Raw genomic sequence first — 14,633 nt, forward strand, 5'->3', positions numbered from 1 at the left:
CCGCCGGGATTTCGCGGCAGAGCCCGATCGGGTGGACCATGGGTGCGGCCCCTGTTCGGTGGTGAGGGCCGCGGGCGCGGGCCGCGCCGGAGGTCCCCGCGGCGCCTGCCGGCCCACTTACCCGCATCCACCGTGGAGACGGGCGCACGGGCGGGGGCACACCGCCGGCCAACGGTCGAATCCGACCAGGGCCGGCCCGTCGGCCGCGTGGACGGACGTCGGCTGGTCGGCCAGGCCGGCCGCCAGGAGCGGCAAGTGGTAACGCCTTCGCCCGAGGCGGAAGGGCGCGCACCCGGCCGGACCCGATCGTAGAGTTCTGGCATGACCGACAAGGACACCGCCGACGAGCAGCCCGTCACCGACGCGCTCACCGACGGGGAGGACCTCCCCGCCGACGACCTCGTCACCACCCGGCACAGCATCACCGTCAAGCGGCGCAAGGTGAACTACACCGCGACCACCGGTCGGGTGGTGCTGCGCCAGGAGGTGCTGACCGACGGCAAGTTCGACGGCCACCTGGCCAAGGCGGAGGTCTTCGTCACCGCGTACACCCTGGACGGGGCCGAGCCCTCGCGGCGCCCGGTGACCTTCGCGTTCAACGGCGGCCCCGGCTCGTCCAGCGTGTGGCTGCACCTCGGCCTGCTCGGCCCGCGCCGCGTGGTGTCCGGCGACGTCGGCGAGCTGGTCCCGCCGCCGTACGACCTGGTCGACAACCCCGAGACCCTGCTCGCGCACAGCGACCTCGTGTTCATCGACCCGGTCTCGACCGGCTACTCGCGCGCGGTCAAGGGCGAGAAGCCCGGCGCGTACCACGGGTTCAAGGCCGACCTGGAGTCCGTCGGCGAGGTGATCCGGCTGTGGACCTCCCGCAACGGCCGGTGGATGTCGCCGAAGTTCCTGGCGGGCGAGTCGTACGGCACCCTGCGCGCGGCGGGCCTCGCCGAGCACCTCCAGAACCGCTACGGCATGTACCTCAACGGGCTGATGCTGATCTCCTCCGTGCTGGACTTCACCACCCTGGACTTCAGCGACAACAACGACGTGCCGCACCCCCTGTTCCTGCCGACCTACGCGGCGATCGCGCACTACCACGGCCTGCACGGCGACCGGTCCCTGGAGGACGTGCTCGCCGACGCCGAGGACTTCGCCTCGCGCGACTACCCGTGGGCGCTGGCGCGCGGCAACCGGCTGACCGCCGAGGAGCGCGCGGACGCCGTGGCGCGGCTGGCCGCGCTGACCGGCCTGTCCGAGGACTACGTGGACCGGGTCGACCTGCGCGTCGAGCACGTGCGGTTCTTCACCGAGCTGCTGCGCGCGCGGCGCAGGGTGGTCGGCCGGCTGGACTCGCGGTTCACCGGGCCCGAGCAGGACTACGGGCGCGAGCGCCTCAGCCAGGACCCGTCGTACTCGGCGATCCTCGGGCCGTACACGGCCGCGCTGAACCACTACGTGCGGACGCACCTGGAGTACGAGAACGACCTGCCGTACGAGATCCTGACCGGCAACGTGCACCCGTGGTCGTACAAGGAGTTCGAGGGCACGCACGTGTCGGTGGCCGACAAGCTGTCCGCGGCCATGCGCGCCAACCCGCACCTGAAGGTCCACATCGCCTACGGCTACTACGACGGCGCGACGCCGTACTACGCGGCCGAGCACGTGGTGGCGCACCTGCGGATCCCGCAGGAGCTGCACGCCAACATCGAGTCGGCGTACTACCCCGCCGGACACATGATGTACGTGCACGAGCCGAGCCGGATCCGGCAGTCCAAGGACCTGGCCGCGTTCGTGCAGTCGGCTTCCCACCGCTGACCCGGGTCGCCCGGTCGGGGCCGGACCCCGGCCGGGCGCTCAGACCTGGGAGAACGCGATCCCGTCCAGGATGTCGTGCTCGCCGGCCACCAGCTCGGTCACGCCCCGCTCGGCCAGGTGGTCGGCGAGCGCGCGCACGATCAGCGCGCCGCCGCAGATGACGTCCACGCGGCCGGGGTGCATCGGCCCCAGCGCGGCCCGCGCGTCGTGGTCCAGGGCGAGCAGCCTCGCCGTGGTCTCCCGGACCTGGTCGGTGGTCAGCCGGGCCAGGTGGATCTCCTCCGGCTCGTAGCGCGGCAGCCCCTTGGCCACCGCGACCAGCGTGGTCACCGTGCCGGCGACGCCGATCCAGGTCCTGGCCCGGTCGGTGGGCACGGCGTCGAACGCCTCGCCGAGCACCTCCCGCACGACCCGGACGGCCTCCTCGACCTCGCGCTCGGCGGGCGGGTCGGAGCGCAGGCAGCGCTCGGTGAGCCGGACGCACCCCATGTCGACCGACCGGGCCGCCGCGACCTCGCCCCGCACGCCGTCCCAGGAGCCCAGCACCAGCTCGGTGGACCCGCCGCCGATGTCGGAGACCAGGAACGGGCCCTCCGCGCCGTCCAGGTCGGACACCGCGCCGGTGAACGACAGCCGGGCCTCCTCGTCGCCGCTGATCACCTCGGCCTCGACGCCCAGCACCTCGCGGGTCATGGCGAAGAAGTCGTCCTTGTTGGCCGCGTCGCGGGTGGCGGAGGTGGCGACCATGCGCACCCGCTCGGTCCCCTTGCGGCGCAACACGTTCGTGTAATCGACGAGCGCGGCCCTCGTGCGCGCCAGGGCCTCCGGGCGCAGCTCGCCGGTCGCGTCCACGCCCTGCCCGAGGCGGACCACGCGCATCTCCCGGTGGACGTCGCGCAACCAGCGCCGGCCGTCGTCCGAAGTGGTCACGTCGGCGACGAGCAGGCGGATCGAGTTCGTCCCGCAGTCGATCGCGGCCACGCGCGCCATGCCGGTCCCCTTCGGTCGGTGTCCGTCCGACCGCCAGCGTAGTCCGCCGTTCAGGGGATCAGATCGGCCGCATCGACGAGGTGGCCGACGAGGCGCCCACCGACGAACCGGACGACGACGTGCCGGACGACGTGCCGGTGCCCGCAGGCGAGGTGCCCGCCGACGAGCTGCCGGCCGGCGTGGTGGCCGGGTCGGTGGTCGCGGGGCTCTCCGAGGTCGTCGTGGTGGTCGTCGTCGTGGTGGTCGTCGTGGTCGTGGTCGTCGTGGTCGGGCAGCCCGGCGGCACGGGGGTGGTCGTCGTGGTCGGGGCCGTCGTCGTCGTGGTGGTCGTGGTGGTCGTCGTCGTGGTCGGGCACCGCGGCGTGGTCGTCGTCGTGGTCGTCGGGTTCGACGGGACCAGCGTGATCGTGGTCGGGTTCGACGACGGCGGGGTCGAGGTGGACGGCGGGGTGGTCGTCGACGGCGGGTTCGACGTGCCCGGCGGGGTGGAGCCCTGCGAGTTGCCGCCGTCGTCGCCGAAGTCGTCGTCCGAGCCGATCACGTCGGGGGTCGGCGTCACGCCGTTCGCGTACAGGTCCGCCCAGTACAGCACCGTCGCCACGTACGAGTTCGACTGGTTGTAGCGGAACACCGACCGGGCCCGCTGCTGGGGGTCGCCCAGGTCGGAGCTGTACGCGCACAGGTAGTTGCCCGCGCCGATGGTGGCGTCGTAGATGTTGTTCGGGTTGCGCTCGCCGTCCTCGTTGCCGTCGGCCGCGTAGCCCGCCCAGGTCGAGGGGATGAACTGCATGGGCCCGACCGCGCGGTCCCACGTGGTGTCGGCGTCGAACCGGCCGCCGTCGGTGTCGCGGATCGCCGCGACGCCCGGCGCGCCGTTGAGCACCGGGCCGAGGATGCGCTCGACCGTGTTGCCGTTCTCCGCGACGCGCCCGCCGCGGGCGTGGCCGGACTCGATGCGGCCGATGCTCGCCAGCAGCGGCCAGTCCAGGTTGCAGCCGGGCGTGGTCTCGGCCAGCCGGTCGGCGGCCCGCATGTAGGCGTCGAGCATCACGCCGGGGATGCCGTGCTGGCCCTCGCGCAGGTAGCCGCCCTCCAGCGGGGGCAGGTCGTCCTCGAACTCGCCGGGGTCGTCCGCGTCGGCCAGCAGGGACGCGCTCAGGTCGTCGGTCTCCGGCAGCCTGCCGGTCGCGCCCAGGTCGTCCCCGTCCAGCGCGAGCGTGCCGAGCACGTCGCCGGGACCGGGCGGGACGGCTTCGATGTCGGTCCTGCCCGCCAGGTTGACCCAGTCGAGCGGGACACCGCCGTGCAGCAGCGTGGGTACGAGCATCGCGCCGATCGCCGCGGAGGCGAAGCCCCACTGCCGCGGCGTCATCGTGCCCGGCTGGACTCTCGTCCGCTTCCTCGACCGTCGCTTGGACTTCGGCACAGCCACGAACTCCCCATCGCCTCGTCACCCGGCCCCGGATCCAGCCTGCCTGATCCGAACGGCGGTGTCACGGTGATGTGCCTGCTTTGTGCGCGGAGAACTGCCCGTAAGGTCAGTTTTTCACCTTTGACGCGCAATCCCCGCTCGGCCAGTCGCCCGCCAGCAGGTCCAGGGCCTCGTCGCCGAACGGGTTCACCCCCCGGCCGGCGGCCAGCGAGTGCGCCACGTGCACGTGCAGGCACTTGACCCGGTCGGGCATCCCACCGGCGGTCACGCCGGTGCCGAGGGGCTCGATCGCGTCCCTCTCGGCCAGGTACGCCTCGTGCGCCCGCAGGTACCGGCCGGCCAGCTCCTCGTCGACCGCCAGCCGCTCGGTCATCTCCCTCATCACCCCGGCGCCCTCCAGCCTGCTGACCAGGGAGGTCAGCTTCGGGCAGGTCAGGTAGTAGAGGGTCGGGAACGGCGTGCCGTCCTCCAGCCTCGGGCTGGTCCGCACGACCGCCGGGTGCCCGCCCGGGCACCTCGCCGCGACGGCCCTCACGCCGCGCGGGGTCCGCCCCAGCTGCCCGGCGACCGCCGCCAGGTCCTCGTCGCTCACCGTCATCGCGCTGCCGCCGAATCCCACAACTGCTCGTACCACGCCTTGTCCTCGGCCGGCTGGGTCGCCGGTCGCCGTTCTTCCAGTTCGCGTTCCGCGTCACCGGGGAGCTGCACCACGTACGGCGTCTCACCGGGTCGGACGTAGTGCAGCCTGCGCCGGGCCTCGGCCTCCAGGTGCGCCGGGTCGGCCAGCTCCCGCTTGCGCTCCTCCAGCCGCCCGACCTCGGCGCGCAACGTCTCGTGCGAGGCGTTGACCTCGCGCAGCTCCTCGCGCTGCGCCAGGTACGTGCGCAGCGGCACGGCGATGCTCAGCGCCAGCGCGCACACCACCATGGCCAGCAGCGCGGCGCGGCGGGTGCCGGACATGCCGAACGCGCCGCCCGTGCCCGCGCCCGCCCTGGTCCGGGCCCTGGACTGCGGCCGCCGGGGCTGCGGCCTGGCCGTCGACCTGCCCTCGTGGGCCGCCGACCGCCGGTCCGCGCCGCGGGCGGACCCGGCGCCCGGCCTGCCACCGGTGGTCCGGGCGCCGCGACCGGCCGCCTCGCGCCCGGGCGCCCGCCCCTCGGCGGCCCTGCCCTCACCGGCCCGGCCCTCGGCGGTCCTGCGCTCCGCGGCCCTGGTCTCGGCGGCCCTGTCCTGGGCGGCCCTGTCCTCGGCGGCCCTGGTCTCGGCGGCCCTGGTCTCGGCGGCCCTGCGCGCCGCCGCCCGACGGCCCCGTCCCCGGGCAGCCCGGGACCCCCGCGCGGCGTCGCGGCCGCGCCGGGGGTCCCGGTCCCGGGGCGCCATCAGCTCTCCGGCGTGTACCGCGGGAAGGCCAGGTCGCCGGCGTAGCGCGCGGCGTCGCCCAGGGCCTCCTCGATGCGCAGGAGCTGGTTGTACTTCGCGGTGCGCTCACCGCGGGCGGGGGCGCCGGTCTTGATCTGGCCCGCGCCGACGGCCACCGCGAGGTCGGCGATCGTGGTGTCCTCGGTCTCGCCGGAGCGATGGGACATCATCGACTTGTAGCCGTAGGAGGTGGCCAGCGCGACCGCGTCCAGCGTCTCCGACAGCGTGCCGATCTGGTTGACCTTCACCAGCAGCGCGTTGGCCGCGCGGCGGGAGATGCCCTCCTCCAGCCGCTCCGGGTTGGTCACGAACAGGTCGTCGCCGACGATCTGCACGCGCTCGCCCAGCTCGGCGGTCATCTGCACCCAGCCGTCCCAGTCGTCCTCGGACAGCGGGTCCTCGATCGACACCAGCGGGTAGGCGTTGACCAGCTCGGTGTAGTAGCCGGTCATCTGCTCGGCGCTGCGCTTGTTCTTCTCGAACGTGTAGGCGCCGTCGGCGAAGAACTCGGTGGCCGCCACGTCCAGGGCCAGCGCGATGTCGCGGCCCGGCGTGTAGCCCGCCTTCTCGATCGCCTGGAGGATCAGGTCCAGCGCGTCGCGGTTGCTGGACAGCGCCGGCGCGAAGCCGCCCTCGTCGCCGAGGCCGGTGCCCAGGCCCTTGGACTTCAGCACGGACTTCAGCGCGTGGTAGACCTCGGTGCCCCAGCGCAGGGCCTCGCGGAAGCTCTCCGCGCCGATCGGCGCGATCATGAACTCCTGGATGTCCACCTCGGTGTCGGCGTGCGCGCCGCCGTTGAGGATGTTGAGCATCGGCACCGGCAGCACGTGCGCGTTCGGGCCGCCCACGTAGCGGAACAGCTCCAGGCCGCTGGACTCCGCGGCCGCCTTCGCCACGGCCAGCGACACGCCCAGGATGGCGTTCGCGCCCAGGCGGGACTTGTCCGGCGTGCCGTCCAGGTCGACCAGCTTCTGGTCCACCACGCGCTGCTCGACGGCCTCGATGCCGACCAGCTCCGGCCCGATCTCGTCGAGCACCGCGGCGACCGCGCGCTCGACGCCCTTGCCCAGGTAGCGCTTGGTGTCGCCGTCCCTCAGCTCCACCGCCTCGTGCTCGCCGGTCGAAGCCCCCGACGGCACCGCGGCGCGCTCCAGCGTGCCGTCGTCCAGCGCCACCTCTACCTCGACGGTGGGGTTGCCTCGCGAGTCCAGGATCTCGCGGGCGCCGACCTGCTCGATGACCGCCACGTGCGCTCCCTCGTCAGACCATCTTCTGTATCGGTGACGAGCCTAGTTGGTGCAAGGTGTGGGACGGCTCCGGCTCGGTTGTTGGGGCCGTCGTCGGGAGGGGTTCACTCGTGGTTCACGTCTCGCGGGGTGGTGACGGGCCCCTGCTGGTGCTGCTGCACGGGCTGGGCGCGACCGGGTCGGTGTGGCGCGGAGCTGCGGAAACGTGGCCCGGCTCGTGGCTGGCGGTCGACCTCCCCGGTCACGGCCGGTCGGCGCCGCTGGAGCGGTACTCGTTCGAATCGCTGGCGGCGGCGGTCGCCCCGGTGGCGCCCGCCGGGCCGGTCGCCGTGCTGGGCCACTCGCTCGGCGGCGTGGTGGCGCTGGAGCTGGCCGGCGGCCGGTTCGGGGTGGACGTGCGCGCCGCGGGCGCGGTGGGCGTGAAACTCCGGTGGACGCCCGAGGAGCTGTCCAGGGCGGCGGCGCTGGCGGCGAAACCGGCCCGCGTGCTCCCCACGCGGGAGGAGGCGGAGGGCTGGGCGGCGAAGCTGGCCGGCGTGCCGCTCCCGGACGGGGTCGTCGAAGCGCCCGGCGGGTGGCGCGCGGCGCTCGACCCGGCGGCGTTCGGGGTGGGCGCGCCGGACGTCGACGGGCTGCTCGCGGCGGCCCGGTGCCCGGTGGTGCTGGCGGCCGGCGCCGAGGACCGCATGTGCCCGCCGGAGCACCTGCTGGCGGCCGACCCGGGTGGAATCGTGCTGCCAGGGGTGGGTCACAACGCCCACGTGGAGCAACCGGCGTCGATCAAGCCCGTGCTGGAGCGGCTCCACCACGCTCTGGTGGCGTGACGCGCCCGTCCCGTCATCCGGTCGGCTGTCGTACGCCGGGCGGGTGCGCGGGTAGCGTTGATCGGACCATGACTGACGGCACCTTCGAGGCGTTCCGCCGGGCCGAGGCGCTGCTCGCGGAACGCCGACCGCTGGAGGCGCTGCGCGAGCTGGCCGTCGTGCTCGAAGCGGCGCCGGAGCAAGTGGGCGTGCACCTGCTCGCGGGGCGGGCCTACCTGGGGTCGGCGCAGCTCAAGCGGGCCGAGTCGGCGTTCCGGAAGGTGCTGGAGCTGGACCCGAGCGACCACTACGCGCGGTTCGCGCTGGGACGCACGCTCCAGCGGCAGAGCCGGTTGCCGGAGGCGCTGGCGCAGCTGCGGATGGCGGCGGCGATGAACCCGTCGCCGGAGTACCAGGAGGCGTTGGGCGAGGTCAGCGCGCGGTTGGCGGTCGAGCGGGACCGGTGAGGCGAGGCCGGGGTCTTGCCCCGGCCGGCGCGGCGTTGCCGTCGGCCGGCCGCCGGTGCCGTCGGTCAGCCGCCCGTGCCGGCCCTCGCGTAGGCGTCGGCCCCGCTGAAGACCTCCTGGCCGTACTCGGTCGAGTTGTTGTAGGCCAGCACGGCGGCCCACCAGCCCGCGCCCGTGCCCAGGTCGCGGCCCCCCGAGCAGAGGTAGCGCGCGGCGGCGAGGGCGGCGTCGTCGATGTCCTGCGGGTCCGGCGGCGCGCCGTCGCCGTTCGCGCGGACCGCGTAGCGGGCCCACGTCGTGGGGATGAACTGCATCGGCCCGACCGCGCGGTCCCAGCGCGTGTCGCCGTCCAGGGCGCCGCCGTCGCTGTCGGCGATGGCCCGGACGCCCGGCGAGCCGTCGAGCGGGATGCCGATGATCGGGCGGGACGGGCGACCGTCCTCGCCGAGGCGCAGGCCGCCGATGGTGCCGTGGTGCGACTCGATGCGGCCGATGCCGGCCAGCGTCGCCCACGAGATGCGGCACGCCGGGTTCTGCGACCGCATCACCAGGTCCGCGACGGCGTACGCGCGCAGCGCCCGCGCCGGGACGTCGATCTCCTCCGACAACGAGGCGGCCCACTGGTCCAATGGATCCACCGTCCCGGTCACACCGGGTGATGCCTGAGGTTCACCCGAAGGGGGGAGACCACCACCCGATCCGGGAGCGGCGACACCAGGCTCGACATCCTGGAACGGCACCGGGAACGGCGGGTCCGCGGCGTTCCCGGGTCCGGACCTGGCCAACGTGCCGAGGGCCCAGGCGCCGGCGGCCACGAACGCCAACAAGAGCGCGACCAGCGCCAAGCGCCCGACGAGGTTGCCGACACGGCCGCGCGCCGGAGGGCGGGGCGGCTCGGTCTTCGACAGCGGCGGGACGACCACGACCCCAGGCTACGTGCTCTTGTCCAGTGCACCGTGGGTCTCGCCACGAACAGCCCTATCGACTCGATCGGGTGACGAGGTCGCGGGGCCGGCGCAGCCCGGCCCAGCCAGGCCCGAGTCAGCCCAGCCCGCCCCGTCCCCGCCCCCGGCCTCCCCTACCTCCGCCCCAGCCCCAGCCCCTGCCCCGGCCCCATCAGCTCCAGCCTCAGCCCAGCGGAGGCAGCTCGGGCGGCGTGGCGGCCGGGCGGGTTTCCAGTGCCTCCAGCGCCAGCCGCACCGCCGTGTCGAGCTGCGGGTCGCGCCCGGCCACCCGGTCCTGCGGCGTCACCACCACCTCCACGTCCGGGTCGACGCCGTGGTTCTCCACCCCCCACCCAGGCCCGGCGAACCACGTCGCGTACCTGGGCTGGGTCACCAGCGTCCCGTCCACCAGCGTGTACCGCATGTCGATGCCGATCACCCCGCCCCACGTGCGGGTGCCGACCACCGGCCCGATCCCCATCTCCTTGATCGCCACGTTCACGATGTCACCGTCCGACCCCGCGAACTCGTCCGCGATCGCCACCACCGGCCCGCGCGGCGCGTCGTTCGGGTAGCTGTCGGCCGTCGTGAACCCGCGCGCCACCGACCAGCCGATGATCCGCCGCCCGAGCTTCTCGACCACCAGCTCGGAGGTGTGCCCGCCGCCGTTCTCGCGCACGTCCAGCACCACCGCCTCGCGCGCCAGCTCCACCCTCAGGTCGCGGTGCAGCTGCGCCCAGCCCGCGCCCGTCATGTCCGGCACGTGCAGGTACCCGACCCGCCCGTCGGACAGCTCGTGCACGCGCGCCCGCCGGTCGGCCACCCACGCGTGGTAGCGCAGCGGCTCGTCGTCGGACAGCGGCACCACCACGACGCGCCTCGGCTCGCCGCCGCCACCCGGCCGCACGGTCAGCTCCACCGGCTTGCCCGCGGCGCCCACCAGCAGCGGCGCGGGGCCGGTCGCCGGGTCGACCTGCCGCCCGTCCACCGCCACGATCGCGTCACCCGCGCGCACCGCCACGCCGGGCGCGGCCAGCGGCGAGCGCGCCGCCGGGTCCGACGTCTCGCCCGGGATCACCCGCACGACCCGCCACGCGCCCTGCTCGTCCCGCTCCAGGTCCGCGCCGAGCAGGCCGACGGCACGGCCGTGAGAGCCGCCCGAAGGTATGACGTAGGCGTGGGACGTGCCCAGCTCGCCCTGCACCTCCCACAGCAGGTCGACCAGGTCTCCGTAGCTGCCCAGCCGGTCCACCAGCGGCCGGTAGCGCTCCAGCACGCCCGCCCAGTCCACGCCGCCCATGTCGGTGCGCCAGAAGTGGTCGCGCATGAGCCGCCCGGCCTCGGCGTACGCCTGCCGCCACTCGGCCGCCCGGTCCACCACCACGCGCACGCGGGACAGGTCGACGTCCACCGAGTCGTTGTCCTCCGCGTCGACCTTGCGGTCGGTCGGCACGACCCGCAGCTCGTCGCCGTCCTGCACGACCACCCGCTGCCCGTCGCCGGTCACCTCGAACGCGTCGACGCCCTCCACCAGCGCCTCCGTGCGCGACTTGGCCAGGTCGAACCGCTCCAGCACGGCGCGCGGCGGTCGGGCGGCCGGGGTGGCCAGGTTGTCGCCCAGCACCCCGCGCAGCGGCGAGCGCAGCCACAGCAGGCCGCCCTTGGCGGCGGTGAGGCCGGCGTAGCGGGCGGCGGGCACGGGCACCGTCACCACCCGGTCGGCCAACCCCTCCAGGTCGACCACGGTGATCGGGTTCTCGTCGTCCTTGTCCTTGTCCTTGTCGGACGGGTCGTCGCCGACCGGGCGGCCCAGGCGCAGCGGGTCGAACGGCGACGGCGTGGTCGCCGCGAGCGGCACCAGGTAGGGGCGGCAGCCGGTGGGGAAGGACAGGTCGAACACGTGCGCGTCGTACACCGGGTCGAAGCTGCGCACGGACAGGAAGGCCAGGTAGCGGCCGTCCTCGGTGAACGTGGGCGAGAAGTCGGAGAACCGCAGCGGGGTGACGTCCACCAGGGACAGGTCGGTGGTGTTGGTCATCCGGATGTGCTGGAGGGGGCGCGGGCCGGGGTGCGACCAGGCCAGCCAGTTCGAGTCCGGGGAGAAGGCCAGGTCGCTGACGTGCGGGTTCGCGCCCTTGAGGACCTCGCGCACCTCGCCGGACTCGACGTCGACCAGCAGCAGCCTGCCGTCGTGGGTGGCGACCGCGAGCCGGCGGCCGTTCGGCGACACGGCCAGCTCCAGCACGCGGCCGAGCCTGCCGACGGCCACCCGGCGCGGCTCGTTGCCCGGTTCGACGCCGCCCGTCGGGGAGAACTCCAGGCCCTCCTCGCCGTCGGCGTCGGTCACCCACACCACGCCGTCGCCGACCACGCGCGGCAGGCGGGCCCGCACGCCCGGCTGCTCGGCCAGCGCCCGCACCGGGCCGTCCCGGTGCGTCACCCAGTGCACGGTGCCGCGCACCTCGACCACGCTCGCCCGGCCGGTCTTGTCGGGGTGGAAGTCGTCGGGGTGCGGCGGGACGTGGCGGGGGCGGCGGGCGGTGCGCGGGCCGCCGAGGGAGATCTCCAGCTTGCGGGGCGTCGCGCCGTCGAGGTCGTCGAGGAGCCACAGCTCGCCCGCGTGCTGCCAGACGACCCGCTCGCCGTCGGTGGTGGCGACGCGCGCGTAGAACTCCTGCTCGGTGTGGCGGCGCAGGTCCTCGCCCGCGGGGGTGACGGAGTAGAGGCTGCCGACGCCCTCGTGGTCGGACAGGAACGCGATCCGGTCGCCGACCCACAGCGGCGAGGTCAGCGAGGACGTCAGCTCGGGCAGGATGCGCGTGAACTCGCCGCCACCGGTGCGGTCCACCCACAGCTTGCCCGCCGCGCCGCCCCGGTAGCGCTTCCACCAGGCGGGGTCGCGGCCGTAGACGGAGGTGACGACGACCTGGCGGTCCGGGCCGAACGACACGTCGTCGACCCAGCCGAACGGCAGGCGGCGCGGCGGCCCGCCGTCGACGGGCAGGGCGTGGGCCCACTGCCGGTTCGACGTGGCCTGGCCGGCGGAGGTGACCGCGACGACCTCGCCGCCCGGGGTCCACCCGCGCACGCCGGTGGACCAGGAGCCCCAGTAGGTCAGCCGGGTGGACCCCCCTCCCGCCACGGGCGCCAGGTGGACCTCCGGCGCGCCGTCCCGCCTGCTGGTCCACGCCAGCTTCGTGCCGGTCGGGTCGAAGCGCGGTGAGGACACCGGCGCCTGGTCGGCGGTCACCCGCCAGGCCCGGCCGCCGTCGAGCGGCGCGAGCCACACGTCGTTCTCGGCCACGAACGCGACGAGGTCGCCGTGCGGGTGGGGGAAGCGGAGGTAGGCGGGTTCGCTCACCCCCTCGACGTTAGCGCCCCGGTGATCGCCCCCCTCCCCACCCCGCGTGTCCTCCGCTCGGACACCGCGTGTCCTCCACTCAAGCATCGCGAGTCGAACGCTCAGGACGACCGTGTCGAACGCTCAGGACCCCCGAGTTCTACATTCGCGACCCGCTCGGACCTGCCGCACGGGTACGTGAACGTAGAACTCGGGGGTCCTGGAGGTTCGACACGATGGACCTGAGTGTTCGACTCGCGGTGTCCCAGTGGAGGACATGTGATGTCCGAGTGGAGGACACGCGGTGTCTGGGTGGAGGACACGCGGTCAGGTTGGCCAGTGGGTGCGCCAGTCGGTGGGGGTGAGGGTGGTCAGGCCGGCGGTGCGGGCCGAGCGCTCGGCGGCGCGGACGTTGGCGGCGAAGGCGCGGGCCACGGCGCGCAGCTCGGTTTCCGGGTCCTCGCCCGCCAGCTTGGCCAGGGCGGCCACGGCGAAGAGGGTGCTGCCCGTGTCGTCGCCGGTCGGGAGCAGGTCGGCCGGGAGGCCGGCGCGGGCGGCGCGCTGGACCAGCTTGGCGGCCAGGGCCACGGCGGGCTGCGTGGTGGCCACGCCGTCCAGGCTGGACGTGCGCTGCTTCTCGGCCTGCTTCAGCTCCTCCCAGCGGTGCTGCTGGGTGCCGGCGTCGCGCACGGCCGGGTCGCCGCCGGCGGAGAACACGTGCGGGTGGCGGCCGACGAGCTTGGTCACCAGGTCGGCCGCCACCTCGTCGACGCCGAAGGGCGAGGAGGGGTCCTCGCCCGCGATCCGGGCGTGGAAGAGCACCTGGAGCAGCACGTCGCCCAGCTCCTCGCGCAGGGCCGCGCGGTCGCCGTCCTCGATGGCCTCCAGCAGCTCGTAGGTCTCCTCGACCAGGTACTGCCGCAGCGACTCGTGGTCCTGCTCCGCGTCCCACGGGCAGCCGCCCGGCGAGCGCAGCCGGTCCATCACCGCCACCGCGTCCAGCAGCGGCGCGCCGGGGGTGCGGATCACCGGGGAACCGGCCGAGACCAGCGCCCGGGCGGCGGGCTCGGAGAGGTCGGTGGTCAGCAGGACCACGTCGGGTCCGGGCGCGAACGACGAGAGCGGGGCGGCGCCCCAGGCCTCCGCGTCCACGCCCTCCCCCGCGTACACCGCCGCCGCGCCCCGCAGTGCGGGCAGCGCGGCGGCGGGCAGGACCCGGGCGACCCCGACGAGGACGACCGTCACGAGTCGGTCTGGCGGACCGCGGCCTGGTAGCCGGACAGCTCGCCCTCCGACGGCGCCAGGGAGATCGCGGTCGAGTCCCACACGCCGTAGCGCGGGTTGATCTCGATGTCCGGGTTGCCGGCCAGCGGCTGCACCAGGCGCAGGCCGATCTGCTCCAGCAGCTGCGGCGTGAGCTGCTCGGTGGACGACTCGCCCGACACCCGCACGTCGGTCTTGCGGTCGGTGATGTGCGCGACGATCCACTGGGCGCTGCCCGGGTCCGGCGGGAACGCGACCACGGTGCCCGGCTCGACGCCGAACAGCGGCGACTGCACCGACTGCGGCGACTCGGCGGACCGCACCACCTGGCCGCGCCTGCCCAGCGCCTGGCCCTGCTGGCTGCGCGGCGCGCCATCGACGAACTCGGCCATCCGCGACGGGTTCGCCGCGACCTGCTTGGCCTTCTCGATCGCGTCGGCGCTGTCCTCGGCGAAGAAGTAGTCGAACGTGACCTCCATCCGGTCCACGTACTTGCGCGCCAGCTCCACCAGCAGCAGCTGGTCCTTGGCGCGCTCCCGGAAGGTCGTCGCGTCGTACACGGTGTTCTGCGAGGCCAGGTCCGCGCCGCCCGCCTGCTCGACGGACTCGGTCACGTCCTCCTCGGACACCGTCACGCCCTCGCGTCGCGCCGCCAGCTCGACCAGCTGGTGCTGCACGCCGAGCGTGACCAGCTGACGGGAGACCTGGTCGAGCTTGCGCTGGTCGTGCAGCTTCCGGGCCTCGGGCTCCTTCTGGAGCACGACGTCCAGCCGCTGCTGCACGGTGTTCAGCGGCAACGCGGTGTCGCCGACGATCGCGGCCGAGCCGACCTGGGCCGGTCCGGTGCCGCAGCCCGCCACCAGCAGTGCGACGGCCGCGCCGATCAGGGTGAAGCGCCTCTGCACAGTCCTCACGACCG

At 74.4% G+C, this 14,633-nt stretch carries 12 protein-coding genes; 3 read left to right on the forward strand and 9 right to left on the reverse strand.

Annotated elements, in window-relative coordinates:
* Positions 1–321: 321 nt before the first annotated feature.
* Positions 322–1,809, forward strand: coding sequence for a S10 family peptidase (locus tag ABD223_RS00370; RefSeq protein WP_344033741.1), 1,488 nt, complete (start codon positions 322–324; stop codon positions 1,807–1,809).
* Between the two features lie 39 nt (positions 1,810–1,848).
* Here ABD223_RS00370 and ABD223_RS00375 read toward each other — a convergent pair whose 3' ends face one another.
* From ABD223_RS00375 to eno, 5 genes are all read right to left on the reverse strand, one after another.
* The gene (locus ABD223_RS00375; RefSeq protein ID WP_344033742.1) at positions 1,849–2,799 is read right to left on the reverse strand and encodes a Ppx/GppA phosphatase family protein; all 951 of its coding nucleotides are present in this window, start codon (positions 2,797–2,799) and stop codon (positions 1,849–1,851) included.
* Between the two features lie 58 nt (positions 2,800–2,857).
* Complete coding sequence (locus ABD223_RS00380; RefSeq protein ID WP_344033743.1) at positions 2,858–4,171, reverse strand: lytic transglycosylase domain-containing protein; 1,314 nt, start codon at positions 4,169–4,171, stop codon at positions 2,858–2,860.
* A 166-nt stretch (positions 4,172–4,337) separates the two neighbouring features.
* Positions 4,338–4,829, reverse strand: coding sequence for a DUF501 domain-containing protein (locus ABD223_RS00385; protein WP_344033744.1), 492 nt, complete (start codon positions 4,827–4,829; stop codon positions 4,338–4,340).
* The gene (locus tag ABD223_RS00390) at positions 4,826–5,611 is read right to left on the reverse strand and encodes an FtsB family cell division protein (protein ID WP_344033745.1); all 786 of its coding nucleotides are present in this window, start codon (positions 5,609–5,611) and stop codon (positions 4,826–4,828) included. Before ABD223_RS00390 ends, ABD223_RS00385 begins: the two co-directional genes overlap by 4 nt.
* Positions 5,611–6,897 (reverse strand): phosphopyruvate hydratase, encoded by a 1,287-nt coding sequence (gene eno, locus ABD223_RS00395; RefSeq protein WP_344033746.1) that lies wholly within the window; start codon positions 6,895–6,897, stop codon positions 5,611–5,613. The genes ABD223_RS00390 and eno overlap by 1 nt, the downstream gene beginning before the upstream one ends.
* 110 nt (positions 6,898–7,007) lie before the next feature.
* On the opposite strand from eno, the gene ABD223_RS00400 reads away from it, so the two are divergent.
* Together ABD223_RS00400 and ABD223_RS00405 are read left to right on the forward strand one after the other, a co-directional pair.
* Complete coding sequence (locus tag ABD223_RS00400) at positions 7,008–7,721, forward strand: alpha/beta fold hydrolase (protein WP_344033747.1); 714 nt, start codon at positions 7,008–7,010, stop codon at positions 7,719–7,721.
* Positions 7,722–7,789: 68 nt separating this feature from the next.
* Positions 7,790–8,167 (forward strand): tetratricopeptide repeat protein, encoded by a 378-nt coding sequence (locus ABD223_RS00405; RefSeq protein WP_344033748.1) that lies wholly within the window; start codon positions 7,790–7,792, stop codon positions 8,165–8,167.
* 65 nt (positions 8,168–8,232) lie between these two features.
* Here ABD223_RS00405 and ABD223_RS00410 read toward each other — a convergent pair whose 3' ends face one another.
* From ABD223_RS00410 to ABD223_RS00425, 4 genes are all read right to left on the reverse strand, one after another.
* Positions 8,233–8,796: a lytic murein transglycosylase gene (locus ABD223_RS00410; RefSeq protein ID WP_380646459.1), complete on the reverse strand. Its 564-nt coding sequence runs from the start codon at positions 8,794–8,796 to the stop codon at positions 8,233–8,235.
* Between the two features lie 499 nt (positions 8,797–9,295).
* The gene (locus tag ABD223_RS00415) at positions 9,296–12,472 is read right to left on the reverse strand and encodes a S41 family peptidase (RefSeq protein ID WP_344033750.1); all 3,177 of its coding nucleotides are present in this window, start codon (positions 12,470–12,472) and stop codon (positions 9,296–9,298) included.
* A gap of 306 nt (positions 12,473–12,778) precedes the next feature.
* The gene (locus ABD223_RS00420; protein ID WP_344033751.1) at positions 12,779–13,696 is read right to left on the reverse strand and encodes a nucleoside triphosphate pyrophosphohydrolase; all 918 of its coding nucleotides are present in this window, start codon (positions 13,694–13,696) and stop codon (positions 12,779–12,781) included.
* A complete protein-coding gene (locus ABD223_RS00425; RefSeq protein WP_344033752.1) occupies positions 13,693–14,628 on the reverse strand; it encodes a hypothetical protein in 936 nt (311 codons plus the stop codon). Before ABD223_RS00425 ends, ABD223_RS00420 begins: the two co-directional genes overlap by 4 nt.
* Positions 14,629–14,633 lie beyond the last annotated feature (5 nt).

Origin of the sequence: Saccharothrix xinjiangensis, from assembly GCF_039527585.1 — a bacterium.
In the GTDB taxonomy this organism is placed as follows: domain Bacteria; phylum Actinomycetota; class Actinomycetes; order Mycobacteriales; family Pseudonocardiaceae; genus Actinosynnema; species Actinosynnema xinjiangensis.